The following is a 23,472-nucleotide window of genomic DNA, read 5'->3' as shown; positions in this document are numbered from 1 at the left end:
GTCAAGCTTCATGTTTCAACTTACGGTCTACATAGAAGGGGGCAAAAGGCAACAAGGATGCTGCAAAGATAAACGTGGCTTTTTTGAAACTCCAGCTATATGCCTGCCATGTCTGCACCAGGAATACTGCATACAATATGAATAATACCCCATGCGCCCAGCCAGTATATTGTACAGCTTCGGGCATGCCTCCTAAGTATTTCATGGGCATAGCTATGAATAATAGTACTAAGTAAGATATCCCCTCGAGTACGGCTATCTGCCTGAATCTTTTCAACAGTTGTTGTTTCATGGCTGCAAATATATCGTATTGAAGTGGTAGACTGTACAAGCTTGATTTTAGCTTTCCAGTATTTGCTAAATAATATTATTTTGCATCGCATTGGGGTATCCTGGAAATATATCCCGATATACGACTGGTTAATTCTATACATTGATGAAAAAAATATTATTACCTGTTCTCCTCCTGTTGTTTGTCAATGGTTATGCTCAAACCCGCGATCTGATATCTTTAGCTAAAGGTGATTTTCTGGGGATGAATGCACTTTTTGATGAAGATGAGAGCCTGTTTGGTTATATCTCGATATACGACTACGGAAAAACCGGAGATAAAACCAAGAAATTCGAATATGTTCTGTTGGATAAAAACCTGAACCCCTTCGCTAATAATACTTTTGAGGGAGACATCACAGCAGGTGACTACTATGGTTATATCAATTTTGATGGGGCAATAGTGTTGAAGCCAAGTAGTGTAGATTACAGCCTTGTTAAGCCCAACGATATGTTTACACCGTCGTCTATGGTTATTGATCTGAAAGACAACTCTGTAAAAAGAAAAGTGTTTTACGATTATGACCATGGGGTATTTAATGAACTTGAACAGAACGATACATGGAGGGACAAAAGAAAAGAATTCAGGACGGAGAAGAAGCAGAACAGCTTTAATTATATCTCTACAGTTGCTGAGATAAAAGAAGGCGGATACCTGGTGCATGAATATGATGCCTACCGTGGATATGTACAAAACAGCCACCTGATGAGGTATGATGAAAATAAAAAAGAAATGTGGCGTTACAGCTATAATGAAACGGCCACGAAGAAGCAATGGCAGGTATTGTATGCTCTTGAAAAAGACGAAAAATATTACTACGCACTACTAAAAAACCATGCAAAAGTTGAGTTTGATAAAGATTACGGAACTCCCGTGACCGTGTATAAAAAACCAGATACATATTCTTTACTGGTATTGGATATGAAAACAGGTAAAGAGGTGCATAAAAAACAAATTGCTGATTCTGCCGAACTGCTGTCCGAAATATTGAGTTTCCCTACATATAGCTACGGTTACCTGGATAATGATAAGTCGTTTGATGACAAAATAGTTATTGTAGGCAGAACCAGTAATGCTTTGTATACAACAGGTATCACGCGATTGGTTATCGACAGGAATACTTTCAATGTTGAACTTAAAGTCTTGTCCTACGGTAACGACTTTAAAGCACATATACCTAAGATAAATGCAACTGGTTTTGTTGAGAAGGGATATATGCTTGATCCAAGAGACCTTTTTTTTATGAAAGACGGAAGTGTAGGTATATTATTTGAAAAATACAGACCTGCAAGTGAATACAGGGGAGTGAAAACCACCGATATTGTGTACGTAAATACAGACAGTGCCTTTAATATTAAGAGTGTTACTGTCCTGGAAAAAGAGAAAACGAAATGGTATAATTCCGATTATCTGTTTTCTCAATACCTGAACGATGGCAATGATCTTGTGTTTTTTTACAGGGACTATCAGCAGAACGAGGAAACCAAGGACAAAAACTGGAATTTATATATCAATACGTTCATCGACAGCAAGTTTAAGCAGGAAATGATACCTATCTCAGCTAAAGAAAAATTTCTGATCTTCCCTTATATAGCCAAGGAGGGTTTCATCCTTTTGCAGGAGATAAATAAGAAAGACAAATATAACCAGGTTAGGTTAGAAAGGCTGAACTACTAAGGTCTCAGCTAATCGTGACTCTGGTAGTATGTAGCAATCTTTTGCAACTCATTTAGACTCATGTTCCACATTAAGTTCAGGAAGCGAATATAGCTTTCGTCATGGTCATCAGGCGCAACCCTGTCAAGGTGCTTGTTCAATTGATAATCTCTCCTGGCCACATATATTTTTTGAAGGTTCACAGATAGCCACTGTTTGTAGAAGGTGTCTCCCGGCGAGTTTTGCAGGTGTATTAGCGTAGTATATAATGCTTTGCCATATTGCTCGTTATGATACAGGTTGGGAATAAGCTCTAATTCTGCAATACGTTTTGCATTACTAAATATCCTGGTCTGTAGCTTATTTGTCTGGCTATTGTCAGCTAATTCAGGGAAGGTGTTTTTCAGGTGCTGTATACGTTCTGCACTTTTGGGGTGGGTTGATAATGAATCCCTGTTGAACTTAGGAATATATGATCCATAGTTGTATGCAGAAAAGTCTTCTGTGTGTAGCCACTTGTCGTTAAAAGGTTGACCGGGTATCCCGAAAACGCGTTTATATGTTTCTATCGCAAGTGTGTCTTTGGCTAAAGAGTCGAACCTGTCGATGACTTCCAGGGCTTCAATAAATGCAGTCTTCTTGTACGCTGTGTTTCTTATCAAGATATAACCGAATGAGTCTGCCTCCATTTCATGTTGCCGTGCTACTTCTCCTTCTTTATAAATTGAGCTTTTCAATAGTTGAATTGCATAGTCTGTTTTCTTTACGTCCTTTTGCCTTACAGCGCGTACATTTTCTACGTCATGTTTGTCTTTTTCAAAATAGAAGGCCAATGCTTTGATGCTGTGCTTTAATACCTGGTGGCCTATTTCATGTGCCAGGATACCGGCCACCTGGTCTTCGCTTTCAAGACAATAGAGCAACCCTGTGTTGACGAAAATGATATTGTCACCGATAGTGTGAGCATTAGGATAATTATCGCGGACCAGAACCACCTGCAATTTTCGGGGAATTGCCGGGTTTTTAGCTTTTAGTTCCTGTAGTATTGCAGTAGTCGCTGAAGATATCTCGGGGATATCGACCATTTTGCCATCCACGATATCTTCATTAAGAGTCTTAAAAAGCACTTTGTAGGTAGCTTCATAGTGTTTAAGCGCCTTCCTGTCATTTGTTTCTTCTTTGAGGCCTTCTATAAAAAGGTCATTCTGCAGCGGATAGGTTTTGATAAGTTCTGCGGTATATGATCGGCTAATTGTGTCGCCCGGCGTGTGTCGCTGGGCATGTGTCTGTGTTGAATATAGACTAATGACGATAAAGAGGCGGCATATTATGCCTCTCATTGTTTTTTTGCGATTTTGTGTTCGGGTTATTGGCTTCAATAGTAGTTTTTTTCGAAAAATAATAAAATGTTGGTTCGTTTCCAGATGCCATGATGTTTGTGCTCTTATGTCGTTAGCAAATTACTACCACCGTTCCAGCAACGATATCGTGTATAGCGCGCTTGTGTTTGTTGATGCTCACTGAGATTAGCGATATCCAACCTAACAGTATTTTTGCCGTCAGCCTTATATAGGATGACAGAATTCTGAACGGGAAATTTTCTGTCACCCATTCTACTTTTGTGCCTGTTAATCGCTGGCCGATGGTGCGTGAACGCAATATCATGATGGGTTCATATGATATCCCTAAAAAGAAAGCTACGATCTTAAGTGGGATTGAGTCTTCATTGATATTGTTTGCGATAACGAAGAATAACATAATAAGTATAAAGGCTATGATCTGATCTACAAATGTTGCCTGTACTCTTTTTAATAGACTGGGGTATTCCATTTAGCATAGTTTATAGTTCTATGAATTGGGGTGATATTGCGTCAGATAGCCATATGCCGTTTTCTTCAGCATAGAAGTTGATGCCGGACTTATATGCACTTGCCGCTTTTATAATCAGTATTTTGTTCCGGCCTTTTCTGCGGGATGCAACAACTATGGCGTTATGCTCATCTATTGACAAGTGTACATATTGCCTTTGCATTGGTTGCAGCCCCTTTTGGCATATGCTTTCAATAAATTCTGCTTTTGTGCCGTGATATAGTATGTCAGGTGGAGCTTGTCTGACCTTTTGTATCTGCTCATCTACAGAATGGCCGTACATTGCTCTTATTCTTTCTCCTACTATTTGGAATCGTTTCTTTCCGGGTACTTGTATAATACTGTCAATATGATCTTTTAATACATTTGGCCAGCCCTTGTCAGCTAAAGCCCGGAGCAGGTCGTCTACGTTTACCCAGCCTTCTGCATCCAGTTTAAGTCCATACTCTCCGGGAGCATGTCGTAAGGCATGAGATAAGGTCTTGCTTAGTTTTGTCAGCTTAGGAGTCATCGTTCTTATTTCCAGTAAAAATAAGCATAAACCTTTTCGATTTTATTAGACAGGTGTCAGAGTTGTAACCTTTGGTTAGTAATTTACCAATCTCATATTTGTCATTTTCTTGTATTTGTAAAATTTTAACACATGGCATAATATTTGTGTGTTTTTATGGTTATATTTAATACACAAAACTGCTCCCTATGAAAAAGATAACCGTTTCCCTTGCTTTGCTTGCAACTGTGTTGGTAATAGCATGTAATAAGAATAAACAATCGGCTACATCGAAACCCAATGCAGAAGTATACCTTGACCTTTCAGATACCACAGGGCATTATTTTGATTCGAAAAATTTTGGCGGAGGCTTCATAGGCGGTGGCCTTAATATACCTTATCCATCAGAATTGGATAAGATGGCAATACTAGGCCGTGTTTTGTTTTACGATGGGCATCTATCTTTGAATAACGCAATTTCTTGCGGAAGTTGCCACAAACAGGCATATGCATTTGCTGATAATGCCTCATTCAGTATGGGATTTGAAGGACGTATGACCGGTAGGAATACCCCTCCAATTCAGAACCTGGGGAAGAACCTTGGTATTATTTCCGACCCTAAGTTTAAACTCGTCTCAAATACACAATCCCTGTTCTGGGATGGAAGGGAAAATAACCTGGAAGCACTTGTAATACGACCTGTTGCTAACCATGTGGAAATGGGGATGGCAGATATTAACGACTTACCTGCTAAGCTAAATTCATTGCCATATTATAAAGGTTTGGTACAGGATGCCTACCATACAGATGAGTTGACCCTGGATATGATAAAAGAATCCATCTCTTATTTTATGATGGCGTTGAGTGCAGATAATTCTCGTTTCGTTCAGTTTGAGCGAGGCGAAGCCGAGCTGACAGCACAGGAACAGATAGGGATGCAATTGTTCAATGATAAGTATAACTGCGCAAGTTGCCATATTCCGGATGGTAATTACGGTGGTGAGCGCCCGAGGAATAATATAGGACTGGATGCGGTGTCAAAAGACAAAGGAGTAGGCGCCATTACTTTAAATCCACAACAGGATGGAGATTTTGTGATCCCGAAACTGACTAATGTAGCACTCACAGCACCTTATATGCACGATGGCAGGTTCAGTACTCTGGATAGCGTATTGGAACATTATAGTAAGGGTATCAAGGATAATCCTAACCTGGATGATCGCCTGAGGGATCAAGACGGACATCCGATGAGGATGAACATTTCTACCGATGACCGTAAAGCATTGATCGCATTCCTGAATACTTTGACAGATCACAGTATTACAACAAATCCGAAATATTCAAACCCATTTAAGATTAAATAATACCCACAACTTAAGTATGAAGAAACAAATAACAGTATTTGTAGCAGGATTATTATGCACTTTCAGCAGCGTATCGTTAGCACAGGATGATATAGAGCCTGTAAAGCCCAGGACAAAATTATTTGAACACCAGGTAGGTGTACAGATGAACGAGCTGGTGAGGCAGGTCTTCAACTTTAACGGTACCGGTAGTTCGCTGAACAACCCATACCTGTTGATGTACTCATTGAACCTGGCAAAATCAGGTTGGGGTGTTCGTTTAGGCCTGGGCCCCGAATTCAATACATTCAAAGACGATGATGGTATTACCATCAGGGAAAATAACGTTAATAAGATCAATGCCCGTTTAGGTTTAGAAAAATCATTTCGTCTTTCTGACAGGTGGACAGCAGGCGCCGGTCTTGACGGGGTATACAGCAGTGATATCAGTTATTCCAAAACCTCCGTTCGTTCGTTTGACTCAACCAGGACGGATCTTGCATCGCAAACAACCACACAGGGTGGCGGAGCAATGGGTTGGTTACGATATCGTATTTCGTCGCATGTGTTAATAGGTTCCGAGGCCAGTTTTTACTACCGCACCGGCAAATACAAGCAAAAGATAGAGATAACGCGCAGGGTGAGTAACGGCATAGGTACCCCGAAGTTTGAAACCTCAACCACAGAGCTGGACAACAAGCTGAAGGAAGGTGTTTTTAACCTGCCTATGGTATTTTACCTTATTGTCAGGTTCTGATATCATACAGGACATATATCTGTAATTTCTGTTCCATCTGCAAAAAACAATCCTTATTTTTGCGCCCTATTAAAACCAGCAATAAATGGGTCGGATATTTGAAGTACGTAAATCCAAGATGTTTGCCCGGTACGACCGGATGGCCAAACAATTTACAAGAATAGGTAAAGAAATTGCCATAGCTGTAAAGGCCGCAGGTCCTGATCCTGATAGTAACTCTGCTTTGAGGCGTATCATACAGAATGCCAAGTCTGTAAATATGCCTAAGGATCGTATTGAGGGAGCTATAAAAAATGCGCTTGGTAAGGATCATAGTAACTATGAAGAGGTTTTGTATGAAGGATATGCACCTCATGGCGTTGCCTTGCTCGTAGAAACTGCTACTGATAATACTACCCGTACAGTTGCCAATGTTCGCTCTCATTTCAATAAGGGTGGCGGTAACCTGGGTAACAGTGGTTCAGTAGGTTTTATGTTCAAGCATGTTGGGGTGTTTAAGCTTGATGCCGCGGGAGTAGACCAGGAAGAACTGGAACTCGAACTAATAGACGCAGGTTTGGAAGAGATGGGCGAGGATAGTGAAGGTAACCTGGTGTTAAGATGTGGTTTCAGTGATTTTGGTAATCTTCAGAAAGCGTTGGAAGAGAAGGGTTTAGAGACAAAATCAGGTGAATTGGAGTGGTTGCCGCTGAATACGGTTGATGTGACCGATGAACAGGCCGAAGATGTGGACAAATTAATAGAAAGATTAGAGCAGGACGACGACGTTCAACGCGTTTTTCATAACATGGCATAGTAAAATATAATTTATAAATCACTGAAAGCGAACCATATGGTTCGCTTTTTTTTGTCTTTAAAAATTTAATATTACCTAATTGTTAAGTTTTGATGAATTAATTGTAACTTTACTAAAAGCGATTAAATAAAAAACACAACCGAGAGGAAGTATGAAGAAAGCATTGGCCATATTATTCGTTAACCTGGTAGTCCCACTGGTACTGTTAGCCAACGATTTTACCCTGAATAAGGGATATGTAAATAACAAAGGTTTTTACGTTAGTGTACCTTTCGAAACACAGAATGACCTGATCATCCTTAATGTATCCCTGAACGGTCACCCAAAGAAATTTCTACTGGATACAGGCGCACCTACCGCCATTTCCTCTTCTTTACAAAAACAGTTCGATTTTGGATTTTTTGCCAGGCTGGGAGCCAGCGATATAAATGGCAATAGTGATTCCTTTACCGCTATCAGCGTTGATGAGCTCAATATAGGCGGGATGTCTGTTAAGGATGTACCTGCGTTAGTAGTCAGCAATAAGAATCCCATATTCAGGCACCTGGATATAGACGGCATAATAGGCAGCAACTTTTTGCGTCATATGATCGTACGTATTTCTGTAAAAGACAAAACCATAACCTTTACCGACAATATTGAACTACTGAACCTTGAGCATGCTTATGCTGAATATATGTCAACAGATAAGGACATGCAAAGCTCACCTGTGATCAAAGTGCATCTTGGGGATGATATTACAGAAGAATTGTTGTTTGATACCGGTTTTTCAGGTTTTTACGATCTGGCTTCAGTTAAGTTCTCTATGTTCAGCCAGCACGATGATGTAAACGTAATGGGGGTTGAAAAGGACAAAGCTATGTATGGTATGATGGGAGTAGAGAAGCCGACTGAAAAATATAAGGTGCTGATACCAAGGTATACTGTTGGGGGCTTTGTTTTCCATAATGTGATCGCGTATACTTCAAGCGACGATAACTCTAAGTTAGGTGCCAAGTTCCTGCGCACAGCCGATGTAACCCTTGACTATGTAAATAACAAATTTTACATGCAGCCTTACACGATGGCTGGTACAGCCTTTGGCGACTATTGCTGCATGGATGCATATTATTGCAAGACAGAATAGTGTGGTTTGGTTTTAGTGTCAGCGAGCGGCAGGGTTACTTGCCGCTCGTTGTTTTATGTGTAAATTCGCTGCATGGCAACCAAGCAATGCAGCAAATGCAATACACCTTTTGCATGTACCGCACCAATAGCGGGGTGCTGGTGTGAGCAATACACTGTGCCTATAGATACATTACAACACCTGAAAAGTACCTATGATAACTGCCTGTGCCCGGACTGCCTGTCTGAATATGCAACAGGAAATGCCCCGGCAGAAACAAGCCCGACAAATAAAGAATAGATTACCTTTGCCAGGTGAAACGTACTAATAATCTCCCATTATTGATAGGCCGCAAGCCACTTATTGAGGCCCTGAAACAAGGCACTGCCGTAGAAAAGATATTCCTGCTACGTACGGCTACGGGCGAGGAGATAAGCACAATCAAAAAGCTGGCAAGAGAAAAGAACATTCCACTGAGCCAGGTACCTGAAGAGAAGCTGAACAGTATGACCCGTAGCATGCACCAGGGCGTAGTAGCGTGGACCAGCCTGCTGAACTATACAGAACTGCAGGATGCCATATCATACGTGGTGGAGAATGGAGAAGTTCCGCTGTTCGTATTGTTGGATGGTGTGACCGATGTGCGTAATGTGGGTGCCATTGCCCGTACCGCTTTGTGTTGCGGTGCGCAGGGACTCATATTGCCCACCTCTTCATCTGCATCGCTTACTGAAGAAGCCATAAAGACATCAGCCGGAGCATTGACAAAAATATTGTTGTGCCGTATTCCTTCTGTACAGCAGGCAATAGACATCTTACGACTGAATGGGTTACAGGTGCTGGGTACGCAAATGAAAGGTAGTGTTCCTGTATATGAAGCCGACTTTTCGGTACCCTCCTGTATAGTAATGGGGGCGGAAGATACAGGTATCAGTAAGGATGTGTTGAAACGTGCTGACCAACTTATACATATACCCATGACTACAGGTTTCGACTCGCTGAATGTATCGGTAGCTACGGGTATGGTGTTGTATGAAGCCATGAGACAGCGTTTGCTGGCATAAAGTCTGTAGCGTGACGAAAAAACATTTTGCGATATAGAATTTACCATTACTTTTGCAGTGCTAAGGTTCTCACTATATGTGGGATGAAAAGGGAACCGGGTGTAAATCCCGGACATTACCCGATGCTGTAAGCTTCATTAGTATCTTTTGTACCCTCAAGCCACTGTTCTAAAAACGAACGGGAAGGCCACAAAAGATGAAGTAAGTCAGAAGACCTGCCTTGGTACATATTTACTTATCGCTGCTTTCGGGATCAAAAGCACAGGTAAGAACAAGACACCATCATTGTCTTTTTCTGTATCTGAATTTTTCCTTGGCTGCGTAATTGTTTAACTTTTTTAATTAACATTTATGCGCAAAATCTTGACTTTCGCAACCGCCCTGGCACTGGGCACCACAATGGTTGAAGCACAAACCGTTGCTACTTTTGACACGCTTACCCTGGCAGGTACAGACACTTTCTATGTTAACTATTCTAATCCCGGCAACGACGTGGGCTTCGACGACGGGTTGGCACATTTTGAATGTGTGTATGACACCGCCGGTTACAGCGGATTGAGCAAAGGTTTTGCTTATTCGAACATGACCGACAGTGCGAATGGAACTTACAATAATATCTATTCTGCTAAAACAGGTATAGGTTATAATGGTAGCAGCCAATACTTATTAGCATCTGCATACGATGCGATAGGCATTAAACTGAAAGGCAAAGCAGCAGGTCAGCCTGTAAAAGGTTTTTACATCACTAATACTGCTTATGGCTACGCCGAAATGAAAGGTGGTGGTTTCAGTAAGAAGTTCGGGGGGACACCGAACACTGATCCTGATTGGTTCAAAGTAACAATAAAGGGTTACCTGAACGGCATGCCGAAGACCGATAGCATAGATTTTTACCTGGCGGATTACAGGGATGCAGACAGTACGAAAGATTACATCATAAAAACATGGGAGTGGGTAAACCTGTTGCCGCTTGAAGAAGTGGATAGCCTGAGCTTCTCGCTTAGCTCTACAGACACGGCAGGAGGCTTTGGTATGAACAATCCTGCCTTCTTCTGTATGGATAATTTTGAGACCTTTGAGACATCTTCAGTAGGGAATACACCCGGGGTGTACGTAGCCAAAGTGTATCCGAACCCTGCCAGCGATAAGTTGTATATTGAGTTGCAGGACAAAGCTATAAAGGATATTACAGTGCTGGATATGTCGGGCAGGATGATAGAGCATTTTTCGGCTACGGATACTATTGTTGTGCATACAGGCAACTATGTACCTGGTGTATATTTCATCAGACTCTCGGGCGATAATGGAACGGCTGTTTCACGCTTTGTAAAACAATAACTATGAGGCAATTTGTTCTTTTATGTATGGTTTGCTGCACTATGCCTGCGCTGGCACAATACGCACCACAGGCAGGTGTTGCCGGCAGTGATGCTATCGGCAAGGATGATACGCGCATTGTAGCATGGGCAAAGACCTGCACCGTAGAGCGAGGCTGGCTGAATATTGCCGATAAATCGAAAGGACAGGTGACGCTGGGCGACCCCGGAAATGGTATTGGCAAGTCGGACAACGTGGTGGTGAGCCTGGGTGATAGTGGAGTAGCAGTTGTTACTTTTTCCGGAGCATTATACAATGGCCCCGGCCCTGACTTCGCCGTGTTTGAAAATGGTTTTGTGAATGGTGCCGATCCTGAAGAAGCATTCCTGGAACTGGCCTTTGTAGAGGTGAGCTCAGACGGGGTGAACTACACACGCTTTGCAGCTTCCTCGTTGACTGATACGCCACAGGTGCCCATGGCAGGAGTGTATATGAATGCCCGCAAGGTAAATAACCTGGCAGGTAAATACAGGGCCGGTTATGGTACGCCTTTCGACCTGGAAGAACTGAAAGGTTCGCCGGATCTGGATATAGACCATATAACACATGTAAGGATAGTTGACGTAATAGGTGACCTTGGTAGCCATGGTACGACAGATACCGCAGGTAATAAGATAAACGACCCATATCCTACGGAGATACCTTCGGGAGGTTTTGACCTGGATGCCGTGGCTGCATTGAGTATACCGGGTTGGTGGCCTGCAGGTATTGATGATGTAGCAACGAATTACAGGATATATCCCAACCCCGCAATTGATGTATTGCATGTTGATTGCGAAATGCAGTTGAAAAATATGACAGTAACAACTGTTACAGGTGTCGCAGTGATACAGTTGCCAATGAATGGCCAACATGCAAAAGTTGACATTGGTCATTTAACCACAGGGATATATTACCTAATATTGAACGATGCAAACGGCAACCAATGGGTAGAACGTTTTACAAAATACTAGGCGTCAGTATATGCCTGTTTGCTTCCGCCTGTCATAAGGAGGCGAAAACAGGCAGCCCTTCAACGACAATAGGTGAAACGCCGCCTGTAGCAGGTAATGAACGCAATGTGTATATAGCCTGTGAGGGAGCATTCGGCAACGGCAATGCATCGTTGTACATGCAGGACCAGTCTACACTCATTACTTATGAGAACGTGTACCTGAATGTGAACGGCAGCCTGTTGGGTGATGTGTTTCAGAGCATGGAACGTATTGATGACCAACTTTTTCTCTGCATCAACAATTCTGATAAGGTATTGATACTGGATGCCAATACAAGAAAATATAAAGGAGAATTGAGCATTCCCAAGCCACGGTATATTCTGAAGCTTAATTCAGAAAAAGCTTATGTGAGCAGCTTGTATGGCAATAAGGTGTACGTGATCAACCCAAAGGCAGGTAAAATTATGGGTACGATAGATATGCCTGCCAGGAATCCTGAAGGCATGATGTCGCTGGGTGTACGTACTTACATCTGTAATTGGGACACTGCCTGTAATAAGGTGTACATTGTAAATAATATTACCGACGAGCTGGTGGATAGCTACTCAATAGCGGGATATGCACCACAACATGCACTGACGGACAAATACGGTTTTGTATGGGTGTTATCTGGCAATGTAGAAAAAGGCAGGCGTGCTGCATTGACCAAATTAGTGCCGGGTGGTGCCGATATTATTGATTCCTTTATTTTCAATGAGTTGCAGGATGTCATTAAGCCAACTTTCAACAATGCTAAAGATGAGTTGTTGTTCATAGGTGTGGACTACCAGGGTAAAAGCGGCTATAATGGTATATTCAGGATGAACGTGAATAACGGAACATTGCCTGTTACGCCAATGATACCTGCACAGAAGTTTCAGTACTTTTGGGCATTGGCTGTTGACCCTGTTACTGATGATATATACGTAGGTGACCCCAAAGGGTTCATGCAGAAAGGTTCGGTGACTGTATATAACAGTAATGGTGAACGGAAGCGGGTTTTTGATGTGGGCATAGGCCCGGGATATTTTTACTTTGATGACAGACAGTAAGATAGTATTGAACAACCACTTTATAAGAACGGCATTGCTGATAGCGATGCTGTTCTCTTTTGCGCATGTTGGTGCGCAGGTTACCGATACGCTGAAAGAAGTAAAGATCAGGGCAAGGAAAGCGAAGGAGAAAGTAGCTAATGATGAACGGCTGAACACCTATTCACCGGGCCAGAATATCATAACCATAGATAGTACAATGCTGGAACAATACCGTTTTCAGAGCATGGCCAACCTATTGTCTCAGCAGGTGCCGGTATTCGTCAAGTCGTACGGGCTGAATAATGTGGCTACGCTCAATTTTCGCGGAGCATCGGCTGCGCAGTCGCAGGTGTACTGGAACGGAATACCCTTGCAAAATGCCGCACTGGGTATAGCTGACGTATCGTTATTGCCTGTTGCGCTTATGAATAAGGTGAATGTGGTATATGGCAGCTCGTCTGCGCTATGGGGCAGTGGTAATGTGGGTGGTGCCTTGCTGGTAGAGAATGACCTGCCGGATTATGATGACAGCGGCAGTTTCGTACATTCAGTATCGGCAGTGGCAGCCAGCTATGGGCATTACCAGGTGGGGTTGAAGTCTGCTTTATCAACTAAACGTTTTGTGCTGAGCGCTAACATATTCGGGCAGACTGCCACTAATGATTTTACCTACATGGATATTGCAGGCAAAGAGCAGCACATGAAGAATGCGCAGTTGCAGAGTGGAGTGGGACTGATACAGGCGGGCTATCAACTCAATGACAGGAGTACGCTTACGGGTAGGGTGTGGTACCAGCAATATTACAGGGAGATACCACCTGCTTTGTTCGAGTCGGTATCGCTGAAGAACCAGCGGGATGAATCTATCAGGACCATGCTGGAATGGAAACGCACAGGTGAAAAAACGAAAACCTATGCTAAACTGGCGTATATCCGCGATTTTGTCTGGTACAGGGACACAACCGTGCTGGTGAACTCGAAGAACTATACCGGGCAGGTATATGCCGAGGCGGGTGTTGACCACCGATTCAATGAGCATCACAAACTGCTGGTGTTTACTCCGGTATATATTTCATGGATAGAAATGATAACGGCTGGAGACAGGTATACGCAAAACCGTTTTGCACTGGCGGCAGCATATTTATATACAGGTTTGCATGATAAACTGAATGTATCGGTAAATGGCAGGGGAGAGGCAGTAAATAACATAAGCTACCTGCTGCCTGGTGTGAATGCCGGGTATGCAGTGAACAGGTTCCTGCATGTGCGTGCCAATGTGCAGCGCACCTATCGTGTGCCTACGCTCAACGAGCTGTATTACATACCGGGTGGCAATCCTTCTCTGAAACCGGAGCGCGGTTGGAATGAGGATATAGGATATACACTCTCAACAGGCTCATACACTTTAAAACGCGAATACCTGCATGATAAAAATAATAGTTTCGTTAATGCAAGGTTGCAAAGAAAATGTGTGGTGACACATAGCCTGAGTGTATATAACCGTGTCATAAACGACTGGATTGCCTGGTTTGGCGGTGCCATATGGACACCGCACAATATTGCAACCGTGCACAGCCGGGGATTGCAAACAGAGAATAAGCTTACTTATATAGTGCGTAAAGACCTTGTGCTACACATGTCAGTAAATGGTGCATATACGTTAGCTACTACAACTTCAAGCTATCTGCCGGGCGATGGTAGTATTGGTAAGCAGATACCCTATACGCCCTTGTATAACGGGCAGGGAAATGTAGGTGCTACGTGGAAGAGATTTTATGTGAATTATAATCACACATATACTGGGCTGCGTTATGTTACTACTGACGAATCGTTCAGCGTGGCGGCCTATACATTGGGCAACCTGCAACTGATGTACACTTTGCCATTAGGTGATAATCAACTGCAACTGACAGGGCAGTGCAACAATATATGGAATGCAAAGTACCAGGTAGTGAATGCGAGACCCATGCCGGGTGCCAATTGGTTAGTGGGAGCTAATTTTACCTTTGGGCAGTAAGTGTTGTGCTGTAGCATTGTGACAAGTGATACGGTGTTACAGAATATTTTCTCTTAAAGGTTTAATATCTTTAGATGTCATGAAAAGATTAAAGATATTGTCTTTCGTATTTTTGGTAATATCACTACTCTGTGTATTTGAATATATTAACCTTATGTCATTATATAAGGATCAGGTAGACTGGGGAACAACTACTGTAGAGCTTAATGATAAGTTGACCAAAGACCAAAAGACAATTCAGTTGAAAGAGATAGCTGCAATATCTACCCAGATCAATAATGCGAAGAAGTACACGGTTATACTATTTATTGTATCAGTAATAGGTATGATAGCATGTGTTGTAATGCTAAATAATAAGAAACAGGCATTTAAATAGCTAGCTGTAACACTGTAACAAGTGTTACATTCTTATTTATCATCCTTATAAATTGACCTCATGCGGCCGTATATGAGCATAAGAATACCAGCGCCGATAATAGCAAACATCTGGAACACTCCCTTTGTCCTGATGATACCATAGAACATGAGTATCATACCGGCTATGTATATCAATGATATGAGTGCCCATTTTTTTGACATGTGGCAAAGGTAATTATTGTAGTTGTAACTCTGTGTCAACAGTTACAGCTTGTATCCGTCAACTTCAATTAAGCCCCTTCATGGGTTTGGGATAAACCTTTTGGCCTCCAGTGTATCCTCGCATTCGCCTAAAAGTTGTGCTATAGTTTTATGACTGACAGGATGTGCCAACGTAGCAGCTATTTCATTCAGTGGTACCAGTGCAAACCGGCGTTTCTCTAATTGGGGATGGGGGATAATGAGGTCCGGCTCATTAATAATGGCATCATTGTAAAACAAGATGTCTATATCCAGGGTACGTTGTCCCCATTTTAGTGTACGCTGTCGGCCAAGGTTAGCTTCTATGCTGTTGATCTGTTTCAGTAGTTCCAAAGGCTGTAGTTCCGTATCAATACTCAGCGCCATATTCAGGAAGCTGGGTTGGTCTTCAATACCCCATGCAGCAGTTTCGTATAGGGCAGATCTTTGTGTAATGTTTCCGCAAGAATCCTGCAATTGCTGTGTCGCCTTGTTCAGCCAATCTGTTCTGTCCCCCTCGTTGCTGCCCAGTAGTAAATATGCCTTATTCATATGCCGTGCAAAGATAATGCTAAGCTGTTATAATGGCTTGCTGATGCGGTAGAACAGGTAATCGCCACGGTCGTTGTCGTATTGCTCAATGATGTCCTGTATCTTACCTGATCTGATATCTTCCTCCAATGCAATCAGTCCGCGGTCTACTTCCGGCTGGTCGGCATAGACGGTAAAGCTGGAGGCGCCGTTTCTTATTTCAGGTATAAGATATTGCTCCGGTTTGTACTTGTTTGAGAACAGGAAATGGTCGGTAAGCCCTTCATGCACAAAATACTTTTCAGTCTGAATGTCTGTAAATCCACAGCTGGTGAATAGCTCTGTCATTTCATCAATACTCAATACTACTTCTGATGAGTTTTTCATGGTTACCGGGAAGTAATGACACAACCAGTAGTGCATCAGTTGTTCCGGCGTAAAGCTCAGGAGCACAAAGTTGGCACCGGGTTTCAATATTCTGTATATTTCGCTGAATCCTTTTTCAATACTGTCCCAGTGGTGTACGGTAAAGGTCCCCATACCTCCTTCGAAGCTGTTGTCCGGCAATGGTATATGTTCGGCCTTTGCATGAATGAAAGTAGTCCCCGGGTTATTAACCCTTGCTTTTTCTATCATTACCTCCGAAGGCTCTACACCTGTCATGTGTAGTCCTTTTTCAGTCATAGCTTTCAGGTAGTTGCCTGTACCGCAGCCTATGTCAACATAGTTGCCTTCATGAATAGGTGCCATCAGGGCGTATAGTCTGCCAGCAATATAGGCGTCAGCTGTGCGTGTCTTGTTGTAGTTAACGCCTATGGTGTTGTATATCGGTTCCATATTATTCTGTTTCATCTTCAGGTTGGTCGGGCAGGGTAGTTGCTTCCATGAACGATTTGTGCGCCTTTCGTTCTCCTGCTTTTTCGAGTATTTGCAACAGGATATCATAATTTTCGTTGGTTCCACCCCTGCCGCTATACAAGAATCTGGCCAGGGATATTTGCTCGCTCTTCTTCATTTTACCTACTATATCGGCAAAAAGTTGTGGGTGCTTATTAGTGCAGTAGTAGATGGTCTTCTGCAATTCATCCACTACACCTTCGCTCCATGTGGGCATGTCTTTACCAATGCTTATAGCCTTGGGCAATACGGAATCTTCAAAATCATACCCCAGTTTTCTGAATGTCTTTACGTAATCGACACCTGTTCCCGCCAGTTCATCGCGCGTATGTGCATTGAACAGGTCCATAAAGTCTCTTTTATTATCGGGAAATGCAGAAATGAAACCTATCTGTAGTACAGGGGCATTCGGCTGTTTCTGCATTTCCACATAGTAATATTTTACTTTTTTAGCAGCATCAGAAAGATGTTGCCCGTAAACATGTATTTGAAGTAGCAGCAATAATACTGCAAGTGATCTCTTCATAGATAAGCGGACAGCCTTTTGCGGCAACCTTAAGGGTAAAGTTATAATATCAGGTCAAGAAAAAATAACTTCAATAATCCCCCTACATGACAGTGTTATTTAATATTTGTTTGTTGAATGACCCCTATATTTGCAGGTATACAATAATACTCAAGTAATTATGAAGCAGTTTTTTAAGATGTTCTTCGCCTCTCTGCTGGCAATGATCGTTGCCGGTGTAATCATTTTCGGGGTGTTGATCGGCATGATCATAGGTGCGGTAAGCAGTACGGTATCCAACAAACCCGAAGTAGCCATCACCTCCAACAGCGTTTTGTATATAGATCTGAAAACTCAGCTACGCGAGCAGGAGCAGGAAAACTCCCTGGCTGTTATTTCTGGTGAAAGTGGGTATAGCCCGGGTCTGTACGACGTTGTAAAATCGCTTGAACATGCAAAAGAAGATGACAATATCAAAGGAATTGTGTTGCGCCTGAACCCCACACCTAATGGATGGGCTACATTGCAACAACTACGCGAAGCTGTAAAGGACTTTAAGACCAGTGGTAAGTTCGTTTATGCCTATGGGGAAAATATTACCCAGGGGGCTTACTATGTGGCCACAGCTGCTGATAGCATCTTCCTGAATCCTGTGGGCGACCTGGAACTGAAGGGTTTCGCAACTGTACTGGCTTTCTTTAAAGGTACACTTGATAAGTTGGAGATAGAACCCGAGATATTCTATGCGGGTAAGTTTAAGAGTGCTACGGAGCCTTTCAGGGCCACCTCTATGAGCGATGCCAATCGAGAGCAGATAGTTGAGTTTCAACAGGACTTCTGGGATGAGTTCGTCAAAGCAGTGGCAGAATACACGGGTACTGATGCTGCTGCTGTAAATCAACTGGTGGCCAATGGAACAATTGAATTTGCTGAAGATGCTTTGAACAACAAACTGGTGAGTGGCCTGCGTTATTCGGACCAGGTGAATGATCTGCTGAAAGAAAAGACCGGAACGGATGAAGATAAAGAAGTGAAGCTGGTAACTATTGACAAGTACGCCAGGAAGCTGGATGTTAACGAAAGGAAGGCTGACCGTATTGCTATACTGTATGCTGAAGGTTCAATAGTTGATGGTGAGTCTGATCAGGATGGGCAGATAGCCAGTGCCAATATGCTGAAAACCATTCGCCAGATACGCAAGAATGATAAGATAAAGGCAGTAGTAATGCGTGTGAACTCCCCGGGTGGTAGTGCGTTGGCATCAGAGGTGATACTAAGGGAGCTTCGACTGTTGCAAAAAGAGAAGAAGCTTATTGTCTCTATGGGAGATGTAGCTGCATCCGGAGGTTACTATATTTCCTGCTATGCTGATAGCATTTTTGTAATGCCTAATACGGTAACAGGGAGTATTGGTGTGTTCACCATGCTGTTCAATATAGAGAATATGACCAAAAATAAATTGGGCATTACTTTCGATAAGGTGAAGAATGCACCTTATGCAGACTTCCCTAGTGGTTACCGCCCGTTAACTCCGGATGAAGCACAGCGTATGCAAAGGTCAGTAGATAAGATCTACGGCATATTCAAAAACCACGTTGCAGAAGGACGCCATATGAATGTAGAGGATGTGGATGTGATAGCACAAGGCCGAGTATGGAGTGGGACTGATGCTGTGAGTAATGGCCTGGCTGATGCTTACGGTGATATAGACAGGGCTATAGAGAGTGCTGCCGCTATGGCAGGTATTTCAGATTATTCTGTCGTTACATATCCAGAAACGGTAGATAAATTTGAGATGCTGCTAAAACGTATGAGTGGTGCTGAGGGTGTTTCTGCAGCCGTTAAGTCAGACATAGAAAAAGAATTGGAAACAGATTATCCGTTCATCAAACAACTGAAAATGCTGAAAAGCTTTAATGGCCGTGCTGTTGCGCTGATGCCTTTCAGCCTGAGTATGCAGTAATAAGAGTTTTAAACGTAATGAGATCCTGCCCTAAGGGCAGGATTTTTTTTGTGCGGTAAATCCAACATCAACAGTGCATCGTATATGTTGCTGAAACCAAATAATTAACCAATCAATTTTTCAAATTATGAAACGTATAATGATCGTGCCGGTAATGGCTCTGGCTCTGATAGCCACGCAACCTGTTGATAGCCTCGCAAAAGGTAAAGAAAAAGAAAAGACGGTAATGGTAGGTGGTGCGGCTATGTATCCATCTAAGAACATTGTAGAAAATGCAGTGAACTCAAAAGACCACACCACGCTGGTAGCTGCCGTGAAAGCAGCCGGGCTGGTAGAAACACTGCAGAGCGCAGGGCCTTTTACTGTATTTGCCCCCACTAACAAGGCTTTTGACATGCTGCCGAAAGGTACCGTAGAAACATTGCTGAAGCCGGAGAATAAAGACCAACTTACAGGTGTCTTAACTTATCATGTGGTAGCAGGCAACCTGGATGCTAAGGACCTGATGGACAAGATCAAAAAAGGTGGCGGTAATGCTACACTGAAAACCGTACAGGGTGAGAACCTGACCGTAATGCTGGATAAAAAGAACAATGTATGGGTAATGGACGCCAAAGGCGGAAAGGCTATGGTGACTATTGCTGACGTGTACCAGAAGAATGGTGTGATACATGTAATAGACCATGTATTATTACCATAATATTTTTTGCTGATATTTATTGTAAGCATAGCTTTGCGCAAAAGTTGATTAGGGGACTTAGTTCCCCTAATTTTGCATATATAAAAAGCATACAGTAAGTGATCAGGGAAAGCATTTCGGTATTCGACATATTTAAGATAGGCATAGGTCCCAGTAGCTCGCATACATTAGGCCCGTGGAAGGCTGCGTTGCGGTTCATTGATACGCTGAAAAAGACAGGACTGGATAAGGTAGAACATGTGAAGGTAATGCTATATGGCTCATTGGCTAAAACCGGTAAGGGACATGGTACGGATGTGGCTGTTTTATTAGGGTTGTGTGGAGAAGATCCAGTTACTTTCAATGTGAATGAGGTAACCCCAAGGGTCAACCTGATAAAGAAGACCAAAGAGTTAAACCTGAACGGAGACATTGTTATCCCGTTTGATTATAATGAGGACCTTGTTTTCCTGTACACTGAAAGTCTTCCTTTTCATCCTAATGCGGTTACTTTTCTTTGCAGGTTCAACGATGGTAAAGAAATAGCAGAAACCTATTATTCAATAGGCGGTGGTTTCGTTATCAAGGAGGCGGACGAAGATATTGCCCGCGGTGATGTACAACTTTCTTTCCCGATAGATAAAGCTAACGACCTGTTGCACTGGGGGCGTAAGACAGGACTGAGTATTGCAGATATAGTGCTGGAGAACGAAAGCGAGTGGCGCAGCGAAAAAGCTACAAAAGACGGTGTGCTGAACATATGGCGTATCATGCGTGAGTGTATCTACCGTGGTAGTCACATTACAGGGGAACTACCCGGAGGCCTTAATGTAAAAAGACGTGCCGCCGGACTCAATAAACGTTTACTGGCCGGCAGAACATACAATGATTACGAAGAGTGGATAGAAGCTATACGTGCGGGTGGTGAGAATTTTAAATATACGCTGGACTGGGTAAGTTGTTTTGCACTGGCTGTGAATGAGGAAAATGCCTCATTCGGCAGGGTAGTGACGGCCCCTACCAATGGTGCGGCCGGCGTTGTACCTGCAGTATTGCAATATTTCATTGTTTTCTGCGATGGCAATGATGAGGAGAAGATCATCAACTTCCTGCTTACAGCTTCTGAAATCGGTAGCATCTTCAAGAAAGGAGCAACACTTTCTGCCGCAATGGGTGGCTGCCAGGCCGAGATAGGGGTATCTTCTTCTATGGCGGCAGCGGCACTTACTGAGGCATTGGGAGGTAGTGTAAGACAAGCGCTGATGGCTGCCGAAATAGCTATGGAGCATCACCTTGGGTTGACATGCGATCCCGTAGGTGGCCTGGTACAGGTGCCTTGTATAGAACGTAATACTATGGGGGCAATAAAAGCCATTACTGCATCGCAGTTGGCTTTGGGCAGCAACCCTGATAACGCTAAGGTGTCATTAGATCATGCGGTGAAAAGTATGTGGGAGACGGCCCTTGATATGAATCACAAATATAAGGAAACCTCAGAAGGTGGACTGGCAACGCAAATAAAAGGAGAGGAAGAAATGCATATTCCGCTGAGCCTGCCTGAGTGCTGATATTCATCGGAAACATTACTTTTACAAAATGAACAACGGTTTTTTGCAGGAGCTATTCGGGGCTCAATACAATAAGGATAACTTTTTTCTGCTGGCAGGGCCATGCGCTATAGAAGGTGAAGAGATAGCATTGCGTACAGCGGAAAGGGTAGTGGCCATTTGTGTGAAATATAATATACCACTGATCTTTAAAGGTTCTTATCGCAAGGCCAACCGTACACGCCTGGATAGCTTTACGGGTATTGGTGATGAAACTGCTCTGAAGATATTGGCCAAAGTTCGCGACACGTTCAATGTTCCTGTTGTTACAGATATACATGCTGCCGATGAAGCCGCTATGGCTGCTGAATATGTAGATGTGTTACAGATCCCCGCTTTTCTTTGCCGCCAAACAGATATACTGGTCGCCGCTGCTAAAACAGGTAAGGTAGTAAACGTGAAAAAAGGACAGTTCCTGAGCCCTGAAGCTATGCAGTTTGCCGTAACCAAACTACAGGAAAGCGGTAACGATAAAGTGATACTTACTGACAGGGGAACAACATTTGGTTACACCGATCTTATAGTTGATTACAGGGGCATACCTGCCATGCGTAATATGAATGTACCCGTTGTATTGGATTGTACGCATTCGTTACAACAACCCAATCAAAGCAGTGGTGTAACGGGAGGTAACCCGGCAATGATAGAAACAATAGCCCGTGCAGGTATTGCCGTTGGTGCCGATGGACTGTTCATAGAAACACATCCTGACCCTTCAACAGCCAAATCTGATGGTGCCAATATGCTGCATCTTGACCTGTTGGATGGTCTTATGGATAAACTTACCCGCCTCAAAGCAGTCGTGAATACCCTCTAAAGTCAAGGTTGTACTTCGTACCCGATATTGCGATAGGTAGATGGCTTGTACATCGGATCTTTGAAATTGATATTACCGCCGTGTAATATAACGTTGTAGTATTTTTTTGTTATGTCTTTGGCTGGCATGCGGCCCTGCAATGTCAGGAAGTAGCTGTGCTCTTCGCCTACCACTTTATTGAAGTTTACATAATTGGCCATGCTGCTAACCGGGTTTCTCAACCTGCGGCCTAATTGCTTTTTTTTGCTAATAAGTTCTGCCCAGAAAAGTGTTCTGTCTTCCGGATTATACTGTATATAAATATTTTGGGCAAAACTCACTTTGTTCAGCCATTTTGTATGGTGGTACTGAGGCACGCATGCTGAGTTGAGTATAATATTATCTGCCCATTTAGTGTCATTTATCCTGAGTAGCTGTTTCTTTTTTACTGTTTGTCTCAGCAAGTAATTACCCATGCTATGAAAGAACAGGCTTATTTTACCGGTTCCCAGTTTACCGTTTGCTTTTAGCTGTTTTATTTCCTCCAACATTGGCACATGGTCAACGTATGCAAGCCTTGCATTTTTGATAGAGAACAGGTAGTTGCCCAGATTGCCTTTTGTTGTGGTGATGCTAGGGTAGTCAAGCATAATGACATTAACGCCATACTGTGATGACATCATCATACCCCTATTCAGTTCAGAGGTGAATATTTTACCCATACCTTCAGTATATATTACCCAGTCCTCGTTAGGGTGCGGCATAAGTTTGACGGCAGACGCCAGGCTTTTCTGTTTCAGAACATGCCATTGCCCTTTGTACGCGTAAACGAAGAAGTATAATAGAGTTCCGTCACCTCGTGTTTCGCTCATAAAACGTAACTTGTCTCCAGTGAGAAACCTGTTGCTGGCAACAACTATACATGTGTCAAGGTTTGCTGTGCCGGGAGCGGACATTTGTTCTTCATAGGCCAGCCTGTGCCACCATTCTTCGGTATTGAATGAATACCCTTGCCCGAAGCTATTACAGGTCAACAGTACGGATATTATAACCAATAATTTATTCATGTGTACAATAACAACTC

25 protein-coding genes and 1 riboswitch are annotated in these 23,472 nt (G+C 43.0%); of the genes, 16 read left to right on the top strand and 9 right to left on the bottom strand.

Features of this window, described 5'->3' with window-relative positions; all coding sequences use genetic code 11:
* Position 1: 1 nt before the first annotated feature.
* A complete protein-coding gene (locus H6550_11215; protein MCB9046690.1) occupies positions 2 to 292 on the bottom strand; it encodes a DUF3817 domain-containing protein in 291 nt (96 codons plus the stop codon).
* A 144-nt stretch (positions 293 to 436) separates the two neighbouring features.
* On the opposite strand from H6550_11215, the gene H6550_11210 reads away from it, so the two are divergent.
* Entirely contained in the window at positions 437 to 2,008 is a 1,572-nt protein-coding gene (locus tag H6550_11210) for a hypothetical protein (protein MCB9046689.1), read from the top strand.
* Between the two features lie 8 nt (positions 2,009 to 2,016).
* Here the strand turns inward: H6550_11210 and H6550_11205 are convergent, their stop codons facing one another.
* The 3 genes from H6550_11205 to H6550_11195 form a co-directional block, all read right to left on the bottom strand.
* Positions 2,017 to 3,327 carry a M48 family metalloprotease gene (locus tag H6550_11205; protein ID MCB9046688.1) on the bottom strand — a complete coding sequence of 437 codons (1,311 nt, stop codon included), beginning with the start codon at positions 3,325 to 3,327 and terminating at the stop codon, positions 2,017 to 2,019.
* Between the two features lie 112 nt (positions 3,328 to 3,439).
* Positions 3,440 to 3,817: an RDD family protein gene (locus tag H6550_11200; GenBank protein ID MCB9046687.1), complete on the bottom strand. Its 378-nt coding sequence runs from the start codon at positions 3,815 to 3,817 to the stop codon at positions 3,440 to 3,442.
* A 10-nt stretch (positions 3,818 to 3,827) separates the two neighbouring features.
* Positions 3,828 to 4,367: an RNA 2'-phosphotransferase gene (locus tag H6550_11195; protein MCB9046686.1), complete on the bottom strand. Its 540-nt coding sequence runs from the start codon at positions 4,365 to 4,367 to the stop codon at positions 3,828 to 3,830.
* A 188-nt stretch (positions 4,368 to 4,555) separates the two neighbouring features.
* Between H6550_11195 and H6550_11190 the strand changes: the two genes are divergently transcribed.
* The 11 genes from H6550_11190 to H6550_11140 all read left to right on the top strand — a co-directional run bounded on the left by H6550_11190 (position 4,556) and on the right by H6550_11140 (position 15,189).
* On the top strand, positions 4,556 to 5,710 hold the full coding sequence (locus tag H6550_11190) for a c-type cytochrome (protein MCB9046685.1): 1,155 nt from the start codon (positions 4,556 to 4,558) through the stop codon (positions 5,708 to 5,710).
* A 16-nt stretch (positions 5,711 to 5,726) separates the two neighbouring features.
* Positions 5,727 to 6,446, top strand: a complete 720-nt coding sequence (locus H6550_11185; GenBank protein ID MCB9046684.1) for a hypothetical protein — start codon at positions 5,727 to 5,729, stop codon at positions 6,444 to 6,446.
* 85 nt (positions 6,447 to 6,531) lie between these two features.
* Positions 6,532 to 7,242, top strand: coding sequence for a YebC/PmpR family DNA-binding transcriptional regulator (locus tag H6550_11180; GenBank protein ID MCB9046683.1), 711 nt, complete (start codon positions 6,532 to 6,534; stop codon positions 7,240 to 7,242).
* A gap of 151 nt (positions 7,243 to 7,393) precedes the next feature.
* Positions 7,394 to 8,368 carry a clan AA aspartic protease gene (locus H6550_11175; GenBank protein ID MCB9046682.1) on the top strand — a complete coding sequence of 325 codons (975 nt, stop codon included), beginning with the start codon at positions 7,394 to 7,396 and terminating at the stop codon, positions 8,366 to 8,368.
* A gap of 72 nt (positions 8,369 to 8,440) precedes the next feature.
* Complete coding sequence (locus tag H6550_11170; GenBank protein ID MCB9046681.1) at positions 8,441 to 8,647, top strand: cysteine-rich CWC family protein; 207 nt, start codon at positions 8,441 to 8,443, stop codon at positions 8,645 to 8,647.
* Entirely contained in the window at positions 8,644 to 9,411 is a 768-nt protein-coding gene (gene rlmB / locus H6550_11165) for a 23S rRNA (guanosine(2251)-2'-O)-methyltransferase RlmB (protein MCB9046680.1), read from the top strand. Before H6550_11170 ends, rlmB begins: the two co-directional genes overlap by 4 nt.
* A gap of 46 nt (positions 9,412 to 9,457) precedes the next feature.
* Positions 9,458 to 9,649, top strand: a riboswitch (cobalamin riboswitch).
* Between the two features lie 113 nt (positions 9,650 to 9,762).
* Positions 9,763 to 10,749 (top strand): DUF4465 domain-containing protein, encoded by a 987-nt coding sequence (locus tag H6550_11160; protein MCB9046679.1) that lies wholly within the window; start codon positions 9,763 to 9,765, stop codon positions 10,747 to 10,749.
* Between the two features lie 2 nt (positions 10,750 to 10,751).
* Positions 10,752 to 11,741, top strand: a complete 990-nt coding sequence (locus H6550_11155) for a T9SS type A sorting domain-containing protein (GenBank protein ID MCB9046678.1) — start codon at positions 10,752 to 10,754, stop codon at positions 11,739 to 11,741.
* Positions 11,714 to 12,814 carry a hypothetical protein gene (locus H6550_11150; GenBank protein ID MCB9046677.1) on the top strand — a complete coding sequence of 367 codons (1,101 nt, stop codon included), beginning with the start codon at positions 11,714 to 11,716 and terminating at the stop codon, positions 12,812 to 12,814. The genes H6550_11155 and H6550_11150 overlap by 28 nt, the downstream gene beginning before the upstream one ends.
* Entirely contained in the window at positions 12,801 to 14,813 is a 2,013-nt protein-coding gene (locus tag H6550_11145; protein MCB9046676.1) for a TonB-dependent receptor, read from the top strand. Before H6550_11150 ends, H6550_11145 begins: the two co-directional genes overlap by 14 nt.
* 154 nt (positions 14,814 to 14,967) lie before the next feature.
* Complete coding sequence (locus H6550_11140) at positions 14,968 to 15,189, top strand: hypothetical protein (GenBank protein MCB9046675.1); 222 nt, start codon at positions 14,968 to 14,970, stop codon at positions 15,187 to 15,189.
* Positions 15,190 to 15,221: 32 nt separating this feature from the next.
* On the opposite strand, the gene H6550_11135 is transcribed toward H6550_11140, so the two are convergent.
* The 4 genes from H6550_11135 to H6550_11120 all read right to left on the bottom strand — a co-directional run bounded on the left by H6550_11135 (position 15,222) and on the right by H6550_11120 (position 17,364).
* Positions 15,222 to 15,392, bottom strand: coding sequence for a hypothetical protein (locus H6550_11135; protein ID MCB9046674.1), 171 nt, complete (start codon positions 15,390 to 15,392; stop codon positions 15,222 to 15,224).
* A gap of 78 nt (positions 15,393 to 15,470) precedes the next feature.
* A complete protein-coding gene (folK, locus tag H6550_11130) occupies positions 15,471 to 15,962 on the bottom strand; it encodes a 2-amino-4-hydroxy-6-hydroxymethyldihydropteridine diphosphokinase (GenBank protein ID MCB9046673.1) in 492 nt (163 codons plus the stop codon).
* A 27-nt stretch (positions 15,963 to 15,989) separates the two neighbouring features.
* Positions 15,990 to 16,778, bottom strand: a complete 789-nt coding sequence (locus tag H6550_11125; GenBank protein ID MCB9046672.1) for a methyltransferase domain-containing protein — start codon at positions 16,776 to 16,778, stop codon at positions 15,990 to 15,992.
* A 1-nt stretch (position 16,779) separates the two neighbouring features.
* A complete protein-coding gene (locus H6550_11120) occupies positions 16,780 to 17,364 on the bottom strand; it encodes a hypothetical protein (protein MCB9046671.1) in 585 nt (194 codons plus the stop codon).
* 160 nt (positions 17,365 to 17,524) lie between these two features.
* On the opposite strand from H6550_11120, the gene sppA reads away from it, so the two are divergent.
* The 4 genes from sppA (at position 17,525) to kdsA (ending at position 22,409) form a co-directional block, all read left to right on the top strand.
* Positions 17,525 to 19,306 (top strand): signal peptide peptidase SppA, encoded by a 1,782-nt coding sequence (gene sppA, locus H6550_11115; GenBank protein ID MCB9046670.1) that lies wholly within the window; start codon positions 17,525 to 17,527, stop codon positions 19,304 to 19,306.
* 127 nt (positions 19,307 to 19,433) lie between these two features.
* Positions 19,434 to 20,006, top strand: coding sequence for a fasciclin domain-containing protein (locus H6550_11110; GenBank protein ID MCB9046669.1), 573 nt, complete (start codon positions 19,434 to 19,436; stop codon positions 20,004 to 20,006).
* 98 nt (positions 20,007 to 20,104) lie between these two features.
* Complete coding sequence (locus tag H6550_11105; GenBank protein ID MCB9046668.1) at positions 20,105 to 21,553, top strand: L-serine ammonia-lyase; 1,449 nt, start codon at positions 20,105 to 20,107, stop codon at positions 21,551 to 21,553.
* A gap of 28 nt (positions 21,554 to 21,581) precedes the next feature.
* Positions 21,582 to 22,409, top strand: a complete 828-nt coding sequence (gene kdsA / locus H6550_11100) for a 3-deoxy-8-phosphooctulonate synthase (GenBank protein MCB9046667.1) — start codon at positions 21,582 to 21,584, stop codon at positions 22,407 to 22,409.
* A 2-nt stretch (positions 22,410 to 22,411) separates the two neighbouring features.
* On the opposite strand, the gene H6550_11095 is transcribed toward kdsA, so the two are convergent.
* On the bottom strand, positions 22,412 to 23,455 hold the full coding sequence (locus H6550_11095; protein MCB9046666.1) for an alpha/beta hydrolase: 1,044 nt from the start codon (positions 23,453 to 23,455) through the stop codon (positions 22,412 to 22,414).
* Positions 23,456 to 23,472 lie beyond the last annotated feature (17 nt).

The organism is Chitinophagales bacterium, from assembly GCA_020636495.1.
GTDB lineage: Bacteria > Bacteroidota > Bacteroidia > Chitinophagales > Chitinophagaceae > UBA5543.
The sequence above is the reverse complement of the archived record's forward strand: the minus strand, read 5'-3'. Positions and strand labels throughout refer to the sequence as shown.